Source organism: Salinifilum aidingensis (assembly GCF_054782015.1).
The window spans coordinates 159,061-174,573 of the sequence record NZ_BAAGTH010000010.1 but is presented as its reverse complement, the minus strand read 5'-3'; the positions used below and the strand labels follow the sequence as shown (position 1 = coordinate 174,573).

General features: G+C 72.6%; 14 protein-coding genes. 5 read left to right on the top strand and 9 right to left on the bottom strand.

Going from position 1 to position 15,513, the window contains the following annotated elements:
- Entirely contained in the window at positions 1-1,041 is a 1,041-nt protein-coding gene (locus ACYVJE_RS15110; protein ID WP_461144954.1) for a hypothetical protein, read from the top strand.
- 149 nt (positions 1,042-1,190) lie between these two features.
- Here ACYVJE_RS15110 and ACYVJE_RS15105 read toward each other — a convergent pair whose 3' ends face one another.
- Positions 1,191-2,201 (bottom strand): Rv2578c family radical SAM protein, encoded by a 1,011-nt coding sequence (locus tag ACYVJE_RS15105; RefSeq protein WP_461144953.1) that lies wholly within the window; start codon positions 2,199-2,201, stop codon positions 1,191-1,193.
- Between the two features lie 633 nt (positions 2,202-2,834).
- On the opposite strand from ACYVJE_RS15105, the gene ACYVJE_RS15100 reads away from it, so the two are divergent.
- Genes ACYVJE_RS15100 through ACYVJE_RS15090 form a run of 3 tightly spaced genes read left to right on the top strand, consistent with a single transcriptional unit; the run spans position 2,835 to position 5,665 of the window.
- Entirely contained in the window at positions 2,835-3,059 is a 225-nt protein-coding gene (locus ACYVJE_RS15100; protein ID WP_459156548.1) for a hypothetical protein, read from the top strand.
- 60 nt (positions 3,060-3,119) lie between these two features.
- The gene (locus ACYVJE_RS15095; protein ID WP_461144952.1) at positions 3,120-4,154 is read left to right on the top strand and encodes a baeRF2 domain-containing protein; all 1,035 of its coding nucleotides are present in this window, start codon (positions 3,120-3,122) and stop codon (positions 4,152-4,154) included.
- Between the two features lie 23 nt (positions 4,155-4,177).
- Positions 4,178-5,665 carry a YibE/F family protein gene (locus ACYVJE_RS15090; protein WP_461144951.1) on the top strand — a complete coding sequence of 496 codons (1,488 nt, stop codon included), beginning with the start codon at positions 4,178-4,180 and terminating at the stop codon, positions 5,663-5,665.
- Positions 5,666-5,721: 56 nt separating this feature from the next.
- On the opposite strand, the gene ACYVJE_RS15085 is transcribed toward ACYVJE_RS15090, so the two are convergent.
- The 3 genes from ACYVJE_RS15085 to ACYVJE_RS15075 are packed head-to-tail and all read right to left on the bottom strand — an operon-like array spanning position 5,722 to position 8,327.
- Positions 5,722-6,363, bottom strand: coding sequence for a hypothetical protein (locus ACYVJE_RS15085; protein WP_461144950.1), 642 nt, complete (start codon positions 6,361-6,363; stop codon positions 5,722-5,724).
- The gene (gene hisS, locus ACYVJE_RS15080) at positions 6,360-7,628 is read right to left on the bottom strand and encodes a histidine--tRNA ligase (RefSeq protein ID WP_461144949.1); all 1,269 of its coding nucleotides are present in this window, start codon (positions 7,626-7,628) and stop codon (positions 6,360-6,362) included. The genes ACYVJE_RS15085 and hisS overlap by 4 nt, the downstream gene beginning before the upstream one ends.
- Positions 7,629-7,634: 6 nt before the next feature.
- Positions 7,635-8,327, bottom strand: a complete 693-nt coding sequence (locus ACYVJE_RS15075; protein WP_461144948.1) for an MBL fold metallo-hydrolase — start codon at positions 8,325-8,327, stop codon at positions 7,635-7,637.
- Positions 8,328-8,533: 206 nt separating this feature from the next.
- Here ACYVJE_RS15075 and ACYVJE_RS15070 point away from each other — a divergent pair, with 206 nt between their 5' ends.
- Positions 8,534-8,863, top strand: a complete 330-nt coding sequence (locus ACYVJE_RS15070; RefSeq protein ID WP_461144947.1) for a hypothetical protein — start codon at positions 8,534-8,536, stop codon at positions 8,861-8,863.
- Here the strand turns inward: ACYVJE_RS15070 and ACYVJE_RS15065 are convergent.
- The 5 genes from ACYVJE_RS15065 to yajC all read right to left on the bottom strand — a co-directional run bounded on the left by ACYVJE_RS15065 (position 8,839) and on the right by yajC (position 15,508).
- Complete coding sequence (locus ACYVJE_RS15065; RefSeq protein ID WP_459156555.1) at positions 8,839-11,154, bottom strand: RelA/SpoT family protein; 2,316 nt, start codon at positions 11,152-11,154, stop codon at positions 8,839-8,841. The genes ACYVJE_RS15070 and ACYVJE_RS15065 overlap by 25 nt on opposite strands.
- Before the next feature lie 231 nt (positions 11,155-11,385).
- Complete coding sequence (locus ACYVJE_RS15060) at positions 11,386-11,937, bottom strand: adenine phosphoribosyltransferase (protein WP_461144982.1); 552 nt, start codon at positions 11,935-11,937, stop codon at positions 11,386-11,388.
- A gap of 40 nt (positions 11,938-11,977) precedes the next feature.
- Complete coding sequence (gene secF / locus ACYVJE_RS15055) at positions 11,978-13,321, bottom strand: protein translocase subunit SecF (protein WP_461144946.1); 1,344 nt, start codon at positions 13,319-13,321, stop codon at positions 11,978-11,980.
- 1 nt (position 13,322) lies between these two features.
- A complete protein-coding gene (gene secD / locus ACYVJE_RS15050) occupies positions 13,323-14,867 on the bottom strand; it encodes a protein translocase subunit SecD (protein WP_461144945.1) in 1,545 nt (514 codons plus the stop codon).
- A gap of 275 nt (positions 14,868-15,142) precedes the next feature.
- Positions 15,143-15,508: a preprotein translocase subunit YajC gene (yajC, locus tag ACYVJE_RS15045; RefSeq protein ID WP_459156558.1), complete on the bottom strand. Its 366-nt coding sequence runs from the start codon at positions 15,506-15,508 to the stop codon at positions 15,143-15,145.
- Positions 15,509-15,513 lie beyond the last annotated feature (5 nt).

The following is a 15,513-nucleotide window of genomic DNA, read 5'->3' as shown; positions in this document are numbered from 1 at the left end:
ATGAACCGCCCGAATCTCGAAACCCCGAATACCGAATCCCGGTGCGGCGTCGCGAAAGCGGTGCGGCACCAGAACTCCCCGAACCCCTCCCCCGAACTGTCCGAACTGCTGCGCACCGGCCCCTTCGACGTGGCGCTGCGCGCCGCGATCCGGGAGAGCCGGCTGAGCCTGGACCGCATCCAGCACCACCTGCGCGCGCGGGGCACGCCGGTGAGCATCACCGCGCTGAGCTACTGGCAGTCCGGGCGGCGGCGCCCCGAACGGCCGGACTCCCTGCTGGCGCTGCGCCAGCTCGAGCACGTGCTGGCCGTCCCCCAGGGATCGCTGTTCGCCCTCGTCGGGCCGCCCCGTCCGCGCGGGCGCAACCGCCGCTCCGCGAGGAGCACCCCGAGCTCCTCTACGCTGTGGACGGAGCAGACGCGCGGTTCGGAACTGCTCACGAAGATCGACACGAGCCACGACGACGAGCTCACGCGGCTGAGCCACCACGACCGCGTGCACATCGACGCCCAGGGGTACCAGTCCACGGTGCACACGCAGAAGCTCGTGCGCGCCGAAACCGACGGCGTGGACCGGTGGGTCGTCATGTTCGACGGCGGTTCGCGCGCGGAGAACCCCGCGGTGATCCGGCCGTTGCGCTCGTGCCACTTGGGCCAGGTGCTGACCGACCACGCGCGTGATCTCGTCGTGGCCGAGTTGCTGTTCGAGCACGTCCTCAACGCGGGTGAGACGCTGCTGATGGAGTACGAGGTGCGCAATCCCCCGACCGCACCGCGAGGCGACCCGCACGAGTTCCGCCGCGTGTTCCGGCTTCCCGTGCGGCAGTACCTGCTCGAACTGTGCTTCGATCCGCAGCGCACGCCGCGGCAGTGCACGAGCCGCGTCTCCGACGGGCGCGAGGACGAGCCCGGGCACCCGAGCCCGATGCACGTCGACGCCTCCGGGCGCGGGCACGTGGTGAAGCTCGACTACGGCCCGGGCGTGGTCTCCGCGAGCTGGCAACCTGCGCACACCCCGAATCAGGTGTCGGTCAGCCGCTGAGCCGGTCGCACTCCGCCAAACCCCGAACAACGTTCCGCCGCATGCTCTTTTCCGGTCGGACGTCCCCGGAGTGCTCCGGGGACGTCCGACCCCCCGAATTCCGGGATGGATCCGCGAAAACCCGGTTCGCACATTCCGCCGCGCGGGGCTCACAGCAGCGCGAGCTGCTCCTGAATCGCTGCGCCGGGAGGGGATGGCTCCTCCGCGGCCCCGCCCCCGCGGACCGCGGCATCGCGCTCCGCCGAGTCCTCACCGGGTCGGCGGTGCGACCCGCCCTCCTGCTGGTCGCACCCGTGGCGCCGTTCGGCCTCGCGCACCCGCGCGAGCACCTCGCGCTGGTACGACTGCGGCGCGTACGCCCCGTCGCCGTACAGCCGCGCGTACAGCGGCAGCAGCTCGGGGTGCGCTTCCCGCAACCACTCGCGGTACCACTCGCGGGCGCCCGAGCGCAGGTGCAGCACGATCGGCGTGATGCTCGCAGCCCCCGCGTGCGCCAGCGCGGCGACGGTCTCCTCGATGTGCTCCTCCCCGTCGGTCAGCCCCGGCAGGATCGGCGCCATCAGCACCGAACACCCGATACCGGCCTCGGCGAACCGCCGGACCACGTCGACGCGCCGCAGCGGCGAGGGCGTGCCCGGCTCCACCTGCCGCCACAGCCGCTCGTCCACCGAGCCGATGGACACGGCCATGGACACCGAGGTGACCGCGGCCGCCTCGCGGAGGAGATCGAGGTCCCGCAGCACGAGCGTGCCCTTGGTGAGGATCGAGAACGGGTTCGCGCGGTCCCGCAGCGCGGCGATGATCTCGCGCATGAGCCCGTAGCGCCCCTCCACCCGCTGGTACGGATCCGTGTTCGTCCCCAGCGCGACCGGATCGCCCCGCCACCGCGGGGAGGCGAGTTCGCGGCGCAGCAGCGCGCCCGCGTTGACCTTCACCACGATCTTGCTGTCGAAGTCGTAGCCGGAGTCCAGGTCGAGGTAGGTGTGCGTGCGTCTTGCGAAGCAGTAGCGGCACGCGTGGGTGCAACCCCTGTACGGGTTCACCGTCCACTCGAACGGCACCCGCGAAGCGCCTGGCACGCGGTTGAGGATCGACTTCGCGCGGATCTCGATGGCGTAGGCGTCCTGCTCCCCCGCCTCGATCGGAACCGGATCGGGCAACCGCAGCCCCGCGCGGCGACCCGCCCGGTCCGGTTGCGATGTCGCGGCGTCCGGTACGTCCAGGGGCAGCTCCGCGGTCCCCGGCCGCCCGGCCGGCACGGTGGATCCCGACGCAGCGGAGCCCGACGCAGCGGAGCCTGGCGCAGCGACTTCAGCGGCGCCCGCGTCAGCTCCCGCGGCGGAGCCGGTCGGAGCGGGGCTCGCCGCGGGCCCGGCTGCGGCTGAATCAGCCGCAACCGGGCCCGTCGAGCCCGGCTCGGTCGTGCCGGGCTCCGCGCTCCGAGGCGGAACAGGAGGGTGGACTCGTTGCCGTTCCCAGCGCATGCACCCATTCGAACACGTTGTCGAAAAGCTGTCGAGGTGGTCGACATCGCGCGATCGGGTGGGGTCCGCGTCAACCCGCCACCCCGTCGCCGCGCTGCACCTCCGCCCGGCACCTCCGCAGGCATCCCCGCAGCGCATGTCCCCGGCGTCCAGCCCCACCGCGCGCCGCCGGCACGAGCTGCCCGGGTTTATCGCCGCCGCGCCGCCGGGTAGACCACCGGCACTGCCGACGCGCCCCGCAGCGCGGCGGCTGCGACCGCAGCGCGTCGGGGCTGGACGCACCACCGGAAAGGCAGGTGAGCCACCGCGATGGCGAACAACGCGCACTTCGTCACCTCCGGACCGGGCGCCTACGCGCGGGTGATCATCCGCGACGACCGGGGCGCTCCCGTCACCGAACTGGACCTGCCCGAGGAGGTGACCGAGCCGACGCAGGCGGACGCGGAGCTCCGCGCGGCCGGCTGGACCCGGCGGTCCGACACCGAGTGGACGCAGGCCGACGACGGCTGGGTGGTTCCGGTCGTGCCGACGTGACCCGCGCGGAGCAGAACGCGGCGGCCGACCTTCGGACCTTCGACGAACCGGGAGGACACGATGAAACTCTCCCCGCTGCGGCAGGTGTACGGCCGGGAAGGCCCGTTCGCCACGGTGTACCTGGAGAGCCGCCCGCCCGCCGAGGACGCGAACGAGCAGCTCCGGCTGCGCTGGAAGGCCCTCCGGGAGCGCTTGCAGTACCACCCGGCGAGCGAGGCTGCGCTGCACGCCCTCGACGGCGCCATCTCCGGGTCGACCGCCGGGGAGGCGCAGATCGACGGGCGCGTGCTCGTGGCGAACGACTCGGGAGTGCTGCTCGACGAGCAGTGGGACGCCGCGCTCGGCACCGGCGACGCCGCGCACTGGACCAGCGTGCCGGAGCTCGGGGCGTACGTGCGCGAGCAGGCGCGCGCCGTGCGGGAACTCGTCGTGATCACCGACCAGGAAGGGGCCCAGCTCCGCCGGACGGTCGTCGCCGAGCAGCACACCCCGCGGAACGTGGACGCCGAAGTCGTGGAGGGCAGCGCGCAGACCGGTGTGCACAAGCCCCGTGGCCAGGCGCTGTCGCACAAGCAGATCCAGCGGCACGCCGATGAGAACCTCGGCCGCAACGCCAAGGACATCGCCTCCCGCGCGAGCGAGCTGGCCGCCGGCTTCGGCCCGGACGTGCTCGTCCTCGCCGGCGACCCCCAGGCGCGCACCACGCTCCGCGAGGAGTTGCCGCCCGACCTGTCGGGGATCCTCGCCGAGACCGAGCGCAGCGGTCGCGACGAGGGCGCTTCGGAGAGCACGCTGTCCCAGGAGCTGGTGCGCACCGCCCAGCACGCGAACGAACAGCTCCGGAGCGACAACGCCGCGCGGCTGGAATCCGGGCTGGCGCACGGGCGGTCCGCGCAGGGGGCCGAGCAGGTCGCGCAGGCCGCCGAGATGGGCGCGGTGGACACGCTCCTGCTCGAGGAGGGGGTCGAAGCCGAGCAGGAGGCCTACCTGCTCCAGAAGTGCGCGGAAACCGACTCGCAGGCCTCCCTCGTCGCCGGCGGAACCGGCCTGCGGGACGGCGTGGCCGCGCTGCTGCGGTTCCCGATCACCGGCTGAACGCCCCGGCGCATAATGGCCGGGTGCCCGAGCGAGACCCGTCCGGACCGCCCCGGCCTCCCACCCCGCACCCGTTCGCCGCGCACCGGGACGCAGCGCACCCGGACGCCGGCGCCCCGGCGGACTCCCCCGCTGAGCACTCGCCGGCCGAGCACTCCGTCGCTGAGCACGCCGCGACGACGCACGCCCCGGCCGCGCACAGCGCCGCACCGAACGTGGGCCACGGACACGGGCACGGCACGGCCGCACCCGCTTCCCCGCGCGTGCGGGCAGTGCTCACCGCCGTGCTCGGACCGGTGCTGCTGGTCGCGCTGATCGGGGTGCTCGTGCTCCACCCGTTCGGCGAGCACCCCCGGTCCGGCGCGGACCTGGGGTTCGGCGCCTCACCGGTGCACGGCGAGGTCATCGCCGCCGAGAGCGGCTCCTGCACGCTCAGCAGCACCGGCGGCCCCGACAGCTCCGCCGGGGACTGCACCCGGCTGCGCGTGACCATGTCCGACGGTCCCGCCGCCGGGGAGACGATCGAGCAGGTCATGCCGGTCGGCCCCGGCACGCCGCACTTCGGCGCGGGCGACCGCGTCGTGCTGTCCTACTCCGGCGCGGAGCCGAGCAGCGACAGCTCCTACCAGGTGGTGGACTTCCAGCGCGACCACGGCCTGCTCGCGCTCGTCGGGCTGTTCGCCGCCGCGGTGCTCGTGCTCGCCCGGTGGAAGGGGCTGCGCTCGCTGCTGGGCATCGGGGTGAGCTTCGCCGTCCTCATCGGCTTCGCCCTGCCCGCGATCCTCGCCGGGCGCGACCCGCTGCTGGTGGCGCTGGTGGCCTCCGGGGTGATCATGTTCGCGGTGCTGTACCTGGCGCACGGTCTGTCCGCGCGCACCTCCACCGCCGTGCTCGGCACCATCGCGAGCCTGGGCCTCATCGGCCTGCTCAGCGCGGTGTTCTCCGGCGCGACGCGGCTGACCGGCCTCGACGAGGAGACCACCCAGCTCGTCGGGGCGCTGGACGCGCCGATCGACGCGCGGGGCCTGCTGCTGGCCGGGATCGTCATCGGCGCGCTCGGCGTGCTCGACGACGTCACCGTCACCCAGACCAGCGCGGTGTGGGAGCTGCACGAGGCCAACCCCCGGCTGAGCTGGCGGGAGCTGTACCGCGCCGCGCTGCGCATCGGCCGCGACCACGTCGCGTCCTCGGTCAACACCCTGGTGCTGGCCTACGCCGGTGCGGCGCTGCCGCTGCTGCTGGCCTACAGCCTCTCCGGCAGCGGCTTCCGCACGATCGCGACCTCGCAGGACGTCGCCCAGGAAGCGGTGCGCACCCTCGTCGGCAGCATCGGCATCATCGCCGCGGTGCCCATCACCACCGCGCTCGCCGCGGCCGTGGTCAGCAGCGGGTCCGCAGCCGGCGCGCACCGCCCGCACCCCGCTGTGCTGACCGCCCGGGCGGGTGCGATCGCGGCGGCGCGGAGCGCCACCGCGCAGACCCCGCGTCCGCCGCGGGCACCACCGCGCTGAACCGCACCGGAGGTTCTGCCCAGCAACCACTCCGGCAAGCCGCCGAAGCTCAGCGCCTACCCGTCCAACGTGGCGACGAACCGGGCCACCGCGCTCGGGTCGAGCTTCTGCGCCACGCGGCCTTCCGGGGCCATCGAGCCGAGGCGGTACAGCGGGCGCTCCGCCGCCGCGTCGCCCCGGGCCTCCGCCCGCAGCTGGGCCACGATCAGGTCGGACAGCACCAGCGCCTGCGCCGTGCCGATCCCCGCCAGCGTGTCGGCGATCCGGCGCAGCGCGAAGATGTCCAGCTCGCGCCCGCCGGTCCCGGCGTACATCGCCAGCGCGGCGGTCACCGCCTTGTTCTTCGGCGGCCCCGTGACCAGCAGGCTGATCGTGCGCGCCCCGCGCACGTCGGTGACCAGCAGGTCGATCTTGCTCGCCCGCGCCAGGTCGACCACGCGCGTGCCGAGAGCGCGCACCCGCACCTCGGTGCCGCGCAGCGACGTGTCCCTGCGCGCCTCGGTCAGCGCGAGCAGCAGCAGCGGCACCACCACGACCGCGAAGGGCACGACGAAGCCGAGCGGTCCGGCGAACAGACCGATGATCCCGCCCAGCGCCGCCCCGACGACCACCGCGGCGATGGCGACGTTGCGCGCGCGGGCCCGGATGACCGAGCGGTCCAGCAGGTTCAGCGGCACCGCTTCCTCGGCGGCACTCATCGCACCTCCGCGAGCGCGCCGACCACCTCGTCGCGCGCGGTCTCCAGCTCCACCGGGCGCTGCTCGCCGCTGTCGAGCTCCTTGAGCTGCGCGGTGCCCGCGGCGAGGTCGCGTTCGCCGAGCACGAGGGCGAACCGCGCACCGGAGCGGCCGGCCGCCTTCATCGCGCCCTTCAGCCCCCTGCCCCCGTAGGACATGTCCACGCGGATCCCGGCGCGGCGCAGCTGCCCGGCGACGACCACCAGCCGCCGCTTGGCCTCCTCGCCGAGCGGCACGCAGTACACGTCGCAGTGCGCGGTGTCCCCGATGTCCAGTCCCTCGGTCTCGCAGGCCAGCAACGTGCGGTCCACTCCCAGGCCGAACCCGACACCGGAGTGCTCCCCGCCGCCGAGCTCGGCCATGAGGCCGTCGTAGCGGCCACCGCCGCCGATGCCCGACTGGGCGCCGAGCCCGTCGTGCACGAACTCGAACGTCGTCTTCGTGTAGTAGTCCAGACCGCGCACCAGCCGCGGGTTCTCGGCGAACGGCACGCCCAGGTCGGTCAGGTGCTGCTTGACCTGCTGGTAGTGCTCCTCGGCCGAGGCCGACAGGTGGTCGACCATGAGCGGCGCGTCGGCGAGCAGCTCGCGCACCTCGGGGCGCTTGTCGTCGAGCACGCGCAGCGGGTTCAGCTCCGCCCGCTGCTGCGTCTCCTCGTCGAGCGGCAACCCGCGCAGGAACTCCAGCAGCTTCGCCCGGTAGGCCGGGCGGCAGGTGCTGTCGCCGAGCGAGGTGAGCTCGATGCGGTAACCGGTGAGGCCGAGCCGCCGGTAGGCCTCGTCGGCGATGGCGATGACCTCGGCGTCCAGGGCCGGGTCGTCGACACCGACCGCCTCGACCCCGACCTGCTGCAGCTGCCGGTACCGCCCGGCCTGGGGGCGCTCGTAGCGGAAGAACTGGCCGGCGTACTGCAGCTTCACCGGCAGCTGCCCCTTGTCCAGGCCGTTCTCGATGACCGAGCGCATCACCCCGGCCGTGCCCTCCGGGCGGAGCGTCACCGAGCGGCCGCCGCGGTCGGGGAAGGTGTACATCTCCTTCGCCACGACGTCGGTGGCCTCGCCGACGCCGCGGGCGAACAGGGTGGTGTCCTCGAACACCGGCAGTTCCAGGTAGCCGTAGCCGGCGCGGCGCGCGGCGTCGGCGAGCGTGTCGCGCACGGTCAGGAACGCCGCCGACCGCGGCGGGTAGTACTCCGGGATGCCCTTCGGGGCGGTGAATGTGCTCATCGTGCCTCAGTTCTCGTCGGTGTGCCGGCACGTGCCCGGGGCGCCCTGCAGGAACGGGTTGCCCGCGCGTTCCTGACCGACCGTGCTCGTCGGCCCGTGCCCGGGCAGGACGACGGCCTCGTCGGGCATCGCCAGCAGCGAGGTGTGCAGGGAGCGCAGGATGGCGCTGTGATCGCCACCGGGCAGGTCGGTGCGGCCGATCGCACCGGCGAACAGCGTGTCGCCGGTGAACAGCAGGTGCCCGCCTTCGGCGGTCTCCACGCCGTACACGACCGCACCGCCGGTATGGCCGGGGGTGTGCAGCACGTCGATGCGCAACCCGGCGAGGTCGAGCCGCGTGCCCGCGGCCACCTCGCGCACGTCCTTCGGCGGGTGGGCGGCGAAGTCCTCCCCGAACAGCTGCGCGCCCATCGGGCCGAGCGCCGCCGCCGGGTCGGCGAGCATGTACCGGTCCTCGGGGTGGATCCACCCCGGGACGGAGTAGCGGTCGCAGACCTCGCCCGCGGAGAGCACGTGGTCGAAGTGGCCGTGCGTGAGCAGCACGCCCGCCGGGGCGAGCCGGTGCTCGGCCAGTCGCGCGTCCAACTCCTCCGCCGCGTCCTGCCCGGGGTCGATCACGACGCACGGGGCGTCGTCGGAGGCGGCGAGCACGTAGCAGTTGGCCTGCAGCGGTCCGACGGGGAATCCCAGCACTAGCACGCCAGCCGGTCCCTTCTCGTTCTCCGCGGTCAAGGTGGGCGGACCCGGGGCGGTGTGCGGTGCACGCGGCAGCCGGGAACCGAAGCCACCCTAGAGTATCGCCCGGCGGGGGCGGCCCCCGGCGACGGGCGGTACCGCGCACATACCGGACAGCACCCGACCCCTACACTTCCGGATGAAGATCACCACGTTCGCCGGAGGTGCACGTGACCGAGCCCGAGCACGACAGCGAGCCCGAGCACGACAGCGAGCCCGAACGCGACAGCGAGCCCGAACGCGACGGCGAGCCCGAACGCGGCAACGAGCAGCGCCGCCAGGAGGCCAAGCGCAAGCTGCGGAACCAGCTGCAGCGGCAGGCCGAGCGCACGCGCCGGCGGCGGGTCGCGACGCTGGTGGTCACCGCGATCATCGTCGCCGCGGCCGTCGTGGGCGGCTACGTGGTGTTCGCCCGCTCCGACCAGCAGGCGCTGCCCGACCAGCAGGCGCTGGGGGCCGGGGCGGACGTTCCCGCTCAGGTCGCCGAGGTGACGCGGTAGACGTCGTAGACGCCCTCGATGTTGCGCACGGCCTTGAGCACGTGGCCGAGGTGCTTCGGATCACCCATCTCGAACGAGAAGCGGCTGACCGCCACCCGGTCGTTGGAGGTGGTCACCGAGGCCGACAGGATGTTCACGCGCTCGTCGGCGAGCACCTTGGTCACGTCCGACAGCAGGCGGTGCCGGTCCAGCGCCTCCACCTGGATGGCCACGAGGAACACCGAGGACGCCGAGGGCGCCCAGTGCACGTCGACCAGCCGCTCCGGTTTGCTGCGCAGGTCATCGGCGTTGGTGCAGTCGGTGCGGTGCACGCTGACGTAGCCGCCGCGGGTGACGAATCCGAGGATGTCGTCGCCGGGCACCGGGGTGCAGCAGCGGGCGAGCTTCGCCCACACGTCGCCGGTTCCCTGCACGACCACGCCGGAGTCGCCGGAGATCCGCCGCTGGCCCTGCAGCGTGGAGGGCGTGGCGCGCTCGGCGACCTCGTCCGCGGCCTGCTCCGGCCCGCCGATGAGCGACACCAGCCGCTGCACGAGGTGGTGCGCCGAGACCTGGCGCTCCCCGACCGCCGCGTACAGCGCGGTCACGTCGACGTAGTGCATCTCCTTGGCGACGGCACCGAGCGACTCGGAGGAGACCAGGCGCTGCACCGGCATGCCCAGCCGGCGCACCTCCTTGGTGATCCACTCCTTGCCGTTCTCGATCGCCTCCTCGCGGCGCTCCTTGGCGAACCACTGCTTGATCTTCGTCTTCGCCCGCGGCGAGGCGACGAACGAGAGCCAGTCGCGGCTCGGCCCGGACCCCTCGGCCTTGGAGGTGAAGATCTCGACGACCTCGCCGTTCTCCAGCTTGCGCTCGAGCGCGACGAGGCGGCCGTTGACGCGGGACCCGATGCAGCGGTGCCCCACCTCGGTGTGCACCGCGTACGCGAAGTCCACCGGGGTCGATCCGGAGGGCAGCGTGATCACATCGCCCTTCGGGGTGAACACGAAGATCTCGCGGGTGGCCAGGTCGTAGCGCAGCGACTCGAGGAACTCTCCCGGGTCGGCGGCCTCCCGCTGCCAGTCGAGCAGCTGCCGCATCCAGGCCATCTCGTCGACCTCGACGCCGGCCTGCCCGCCGCTGCCGTTGCGCCCCCGCGTCTCCTTGTAGCGCCAGTGCGCCGCGATGCCGTACTCGGCGGTGCGGTGCATCTCGTGGGTGCGGATCTGCACCTCGAGCGGCTTGCCCTCCGGGCCGATCACGGTCGTGTGCAGCGACTGGTAGACGCCGAAGCGCGGCTGGGCGATGTAGTCCTTGAAGCGCCCCGGCATCGGCTGCCACAGCGCGTGCACCACGCCCATGGCCGCGTAGCAGTCGCGCAGCTCGTCCACCAGGATGCGCACGCCCACGAGGTCGTGGATGTCGTCGAAGTCCCGACCGCGCATGATCATCTTCTGGTGGATCGAGTAGTAGTGCTTCGGCCGCCCCTCGACCTTCGCCGACAGCTTGGCCGCGTCGAGGTGGCCGGACAGCTCGTCGATGACAGTGCGCAGGTACGTGTCCCGCGACGGCGCCCGGTTGGCGACCAGGCGCACGATCTCGTCGTACTTCTTGGGCTGCAGGATCGCGAAGGCGAGGTCCTCCAGCTCCCACTTGATCGTGGCCATGCCCAGCCGGTGCGCCAGCGGCGCCAGCACCTCGAGGGTCTCGCGGGCCTTGGTGGCCTGCTTCTCCGGCGGCAGGAAGCGCATCGTGCGCATGTTGTGCAGCCGGTCGGCCAGTTTGATCACCAGCACCCGCGGGTCCTGGGCCATGGCGATGACCATCTTGCGGATGGTCTCGGCCTCCGCAGCCTGCCCCAGCTTGACCTTGTCCAGCTTGGTCACCCCGTCGACCAGGTGGGCGACCTCTTCGCCGAAGTCGGCGGTGAGCTTGTCCAGCGAGTACTCGGTGTCCTCGACCGTGTCGTGCAGCAGACCGGCCACCAGAGTGGTCGTGTCCATGCCCAGCTCGCCGAGGATCGTCGCCACCGCCAGCGGGTGCGTGATGTACGGATCACCGGACTTGCGCTGCTGGTGGCGGTGCGCGTGGGCCGCGGTGTCGTAGGCGCGCTGCAGCACGCCCAGGTCGGCCTGCGGGTGCACCTCGCGGTGCACCGCGGCCAGCGGCTCCAGGACCTGCTTGACCGGGGTGGCGCGCTGCGCCGTGATCCTCCGCGCCAACCGGGCGCGCACCCGGCGGGTCGCGGAGGCACCGCGCGGCTGCGCAGCCGATTCGGACGAAGCGGGGGACTCCACGTGTTGACTCACCGCACGCTCCCGAGGCACTGGCGACTATGGCGTTCGGCCCGGGTCGGTCGTAACGGCCCGGGCATTGAGAATAACGCCGTTCACCGCGGTGACCTTCCCCGGCCACACGCGTGTTCCGGCGAACGGTCCCGCACCGCTGCGAACGACAGCGCCACTTCGCCCGCGCCGATCAGCCGCACCCCGCCCCTGCGACGGTGAGCGGCCCCGCCGGCGCCCCCGCGCAGCGCGGGCTCACACGCTGAACAGGGCGTGCGGCGGGTGCGCGCCGAACCGCGCGCGCCCGCCCAGCGCGCTCAGCTCGAGCACGACCGCCAGGCCCGCGACCGAAGCCCCCGCCCGGCGGACCAGCTCGGCACCGGCGACCAGGGTGCCACCGGTCGCCAGCACGTCGTCGACCACGAGCACCCGCTGGCCGGAACGCAGCGCGCCCGCGGGCAGTTCGAGCGAGGCCTGCCCGTACTCGAGCTCGTAATCGACGCGATCGGCCACCTCGGGCAGCTTGCCGGGCTTGCGCAGCCCGACCACGCCGGTGCCTGAGGCGTGCGCCACGGCGGCCCCGACGAGGAACCCGCGCGCCTCCACCCCGGCCACCAGGTCGAACTCCGCACCGCCGCCCAGTTCGCGCACGATCGCCTCCAGGGCGCGCGCGTCGGCGAACACCGGGCTGATGTCGCGGAAGAGCACCCCCGGTTCCGGGAAGTCCGGGACCTCGCGGACCAGTGCGGCGGCCCGCCGCAGCTCCTCGGCGCTGCCCGCCGCCGCGGCGTCCTCCGTCATCCGCATCACGCGGTCACACCCGTCTCGCTCCCGCCCCGGCTCGCTCTCACCGGCGGCGCCTGCCGGACGACCGGTTCGCCTTGCCCGTGGGCTTCGCCTGACCGGACCTGCCGGCCTTGCCGGCGGGCTTGCGGCCCGGGCGCGGTTTGTCCGCCGCGCCCCTCGCGGCTCCGCCGCTGCCGGATCCGCCGCTGCCGGACGCGCCACCGCTGCCCGACGCGACGCCGGCACCACCGCCGGTGACGTTCACCGCGGCCGGGACCCCTCCGGACTCGGCCTCGTTCGGGGCGGACCGGGTGCCGCCGGTCCCCCCGGCACCGGTCCCCCCGTCGCCGGCGGATCGCCCGCGCCGCTGCATCACCTTCTCGGCGTGCTCGCGGTACCGCGTCTCGCGCATCTTGAACGTCACCAGCAGCGGAGCAGCCAGCAGCACCGAGGAGAACGTGCCGACGAACATGCCCACTCCCTGCACCAGGCCGAGGTCGCGCAGCACGCCCACGCCGAACAGCCACGCACCGACGATGAGCAGGCCGAGCACCGGCAGCAGACCGACGAGCGAGGTGTTGATCGAGCGCATCAGCGTCTGGTTGATCGCGAGGTTGGCCGCCTCGCCGTAGGTGCGGCGGTTCACGCCGAGCAGGCCGCGGGTGTTCTCCCTCACCTTGTCGAAGACGACGACCGTGTCGTACAGCGAGTAGCCGAGGATCGTCAGCAGACCGATCACCGTGGCCGGGCTGACCTCGAAACCGGTCCACGAGTACACGCCGGCCGTGACCGTCAGGTCGTACAGCAGCGTGATCACGGCGCTGACGGCCATCCACCGCTCGAAGTAGAAGACCAGGAACGCCGAGACCAGCGCGAGGAAGACCACCAGGGCGATGACCGCCTGCCGGGTGATCTCGCCGCCCCACGTGCCGCTGACCGCGCTGTCGCTGATCACCTGCCGGTCGGCGCTGCCCTGCGCGTTGTGCGGGCGCAGCTGCTCGAACAGCGCGTCCTTGACCCGGCTGGTCTGCTCGGTGTTCAGCGTCCTCGACTGGAGCTCGATCGTCTGGTTGCCGCCCGCGCCGACGACCTGGACCTTCTCCGGGGGGTGGCCCAGGGCGTCCCGGTAGCCGTCCTCGACCTGCTCGGTGGTGATCCGCCCGTTGTCGCCGGTGGCGGGCACCGTGATCTGCGTGCCGCCGACGAAGTCGATGCCGAGGTTGAACCCGCGCAGGCCGATGCCCGCCAGGCAGATCACCACGACCAGTCCCAGCGCGAGGAACCACCGGCGGCGCCGCCCGACGATGTCGAAGGCGCCGGTGCCGGTGTGGAGCCGGTGGAGCACGGAGCCGCGACGCGCGGACGCCTGCTCGCTCGCTGTCGTCTCGGTGCCGGGGGTCGTCACCTCACGCCTCCTTGGTGTTCGCGGTCCGCCTGCGCTGTCCGCGGTCGGCGGCGGCGATCCGCTGCACCGCGCCCAGACCGGTCACGCCGGGTTTGGACAGGGCTCTCTTCCGCGACGCCCACGCCACCAGCGGGTGCGTGACCAGGAACACGACGATCAGGTCCAGTACGGTCGACATGCCCAGGGTGAAGGCGAAGCCCTTCACCTCGCCGACGGCGAGGATGTAGAGCACGACCGAGGCCATCACGCTGATCGCGTCCGAGGCGAGGATCGTGCGGCGCGCCCGCTCCCAGGCCCGCGGGACGGCGGAGCGGAACGTGCGGCCCTCGCGTATCTCGTCCTTGATGCGTTCGAAGAACACGATGAACGAGTCCGCGGTGATGCCGATGGCGATGATGAACCCGGCCACGCCCGCCAGGTCCAGGGTGAAACCGATCCACCGCCCCAGCAGCACGAGCGCCCCGTAGACCACGGCGCCGGACAGCACCAGCGACAGCACGGTGAGCACGCCGAGCAGGCGGTAGTAGAGCAGGCAGTACACGGCGACGAAGGCCAGCCCGATGCCGCCGGCGATGAGTCCCGCCTTCAGCGAGGTCACCCCGAGCGTGGGCGAAACGGTCTGCGCCTCGGACTGCTTGAACGCCAGCGGCAGCGAGCCGTACTTGAGCATGTCGGCGAGTTCCGTGGCCGACTCCTGGTTGAACTGGCCCGTGATCTGCGTGCGCGCGCTGGAGGCCGCCTGGATCTGCGGTGCGGACACCACCTCGCTGTCGAGCACGAACGCGGCCTGCTTGCCCTGGTTGGCCGCGGTGAACTGGCCCCACTTCTGGGCGCCCTCGGGCTTGAACCGCAGGTTCACGCTCCACTGCGGATCCTGCTGGCTCGGGGCGCTCGCCTGGGCGTCCTCGATCTGCTCGCCCTCGAGCAGCACCGGCTCCAGGACGTACTTGGCGCTGCCGTCCCGCTCGCAGGTCACCAGCGGCTTCGCCGGGTCGGCGTGCCCGCGCAGCGGATCGGGCGCGTTGCAGTCCAGGTTCTGGACGGCCTGCCGCAGCACGTTCGGGTCGGTGCTCTGCCGCGTCTTCTTCGCCTCGGCGATCCGCTCCGGCGCCCCGCCCGCGTTCTGCGGCTGCTGTTGCTGCTGTTGCTGTTGTTGCTGCTGCGGGTTCGGCACGGCCTGGGCGACGCGGCGGATCTCGAGCTTGGCGGTCTGCCCGAGCTGGCGCGCCTGCTCACCGCCCTCGCCGGGGACCGTGATGACGAGGTTGTTGCCGTCCCGGGTCACCTCGGAACCGCTGACGCCCATGCCGTTGACCCGCGTCTCGATGATCTGGCGGGCCTGGTCCAGCGACTCGTTGCTCGGCGGCTCCCCCGTGGGGGTCTGCGCGGTCAACGTCACGCGGGTTCCGCCCTGCAGATCGATGCCGAGCTCGGGAGACGGCTCCCGGTCCCCGGTGAAGAACACCAACGAGTACAGGACCGCGACGATCAGCGCGAAAACCGCGAGATAACGCCCTGGGCGGATGTGACCGGCCGGAGGTGCCACGGTTTCTCGGTCTCCTGTTCACGCGGATGGCAGAAGCAAGCGGTCCACCCGCGTCACGCACACCGACGCCGGGAGACCGCGTGGCACCAGTCTGACAGGGTTCCGCCGCACCCCTCCCCCCGGGTGCGCACACCGCGTGCGCAGGGGTTACGCAGCGGAAACGACGGAGAAGACAGGGGGGACGCAGCGGGTTTCGCGGACAACGGCGAGGCGGCGCCCCCGCGGCACGCGCGGCCCGGGAGCTCGCAGCAGCGCTCCCGGGACCGTGCGCCAGGTCAGTTCTTCCGGTTCTCGATCGGCTCGGCGAACTGCGCGTTCGACTCGGTGCTCGCCTCCGACGCGTCGTCCGCGGAGTCCTGCTCCGACGAGTCCGCCGCCTCGGTCTGCTCCTCGTTCGCCTTCTGGCGAACCGCCTGGCGCAGCCAGGTGGTGGTCACACCGGGCGCGAGCTCGAGGTCCACCGTGTCCTCGGCGGTGGCGGTGATCGTGCCGTACACCCCGGAGGTCGTCATGACCCGGTCACCGACGGTGAGCGAGTTCTGCAGCTTCTGCTGGTCCGCCATGGCCTTCTTCTGCTTGCGGACCTGGAAGAACAGCATGAGACCGATCGCGAGGATCAGGACGATGGGAAGGAATTCCATGATGC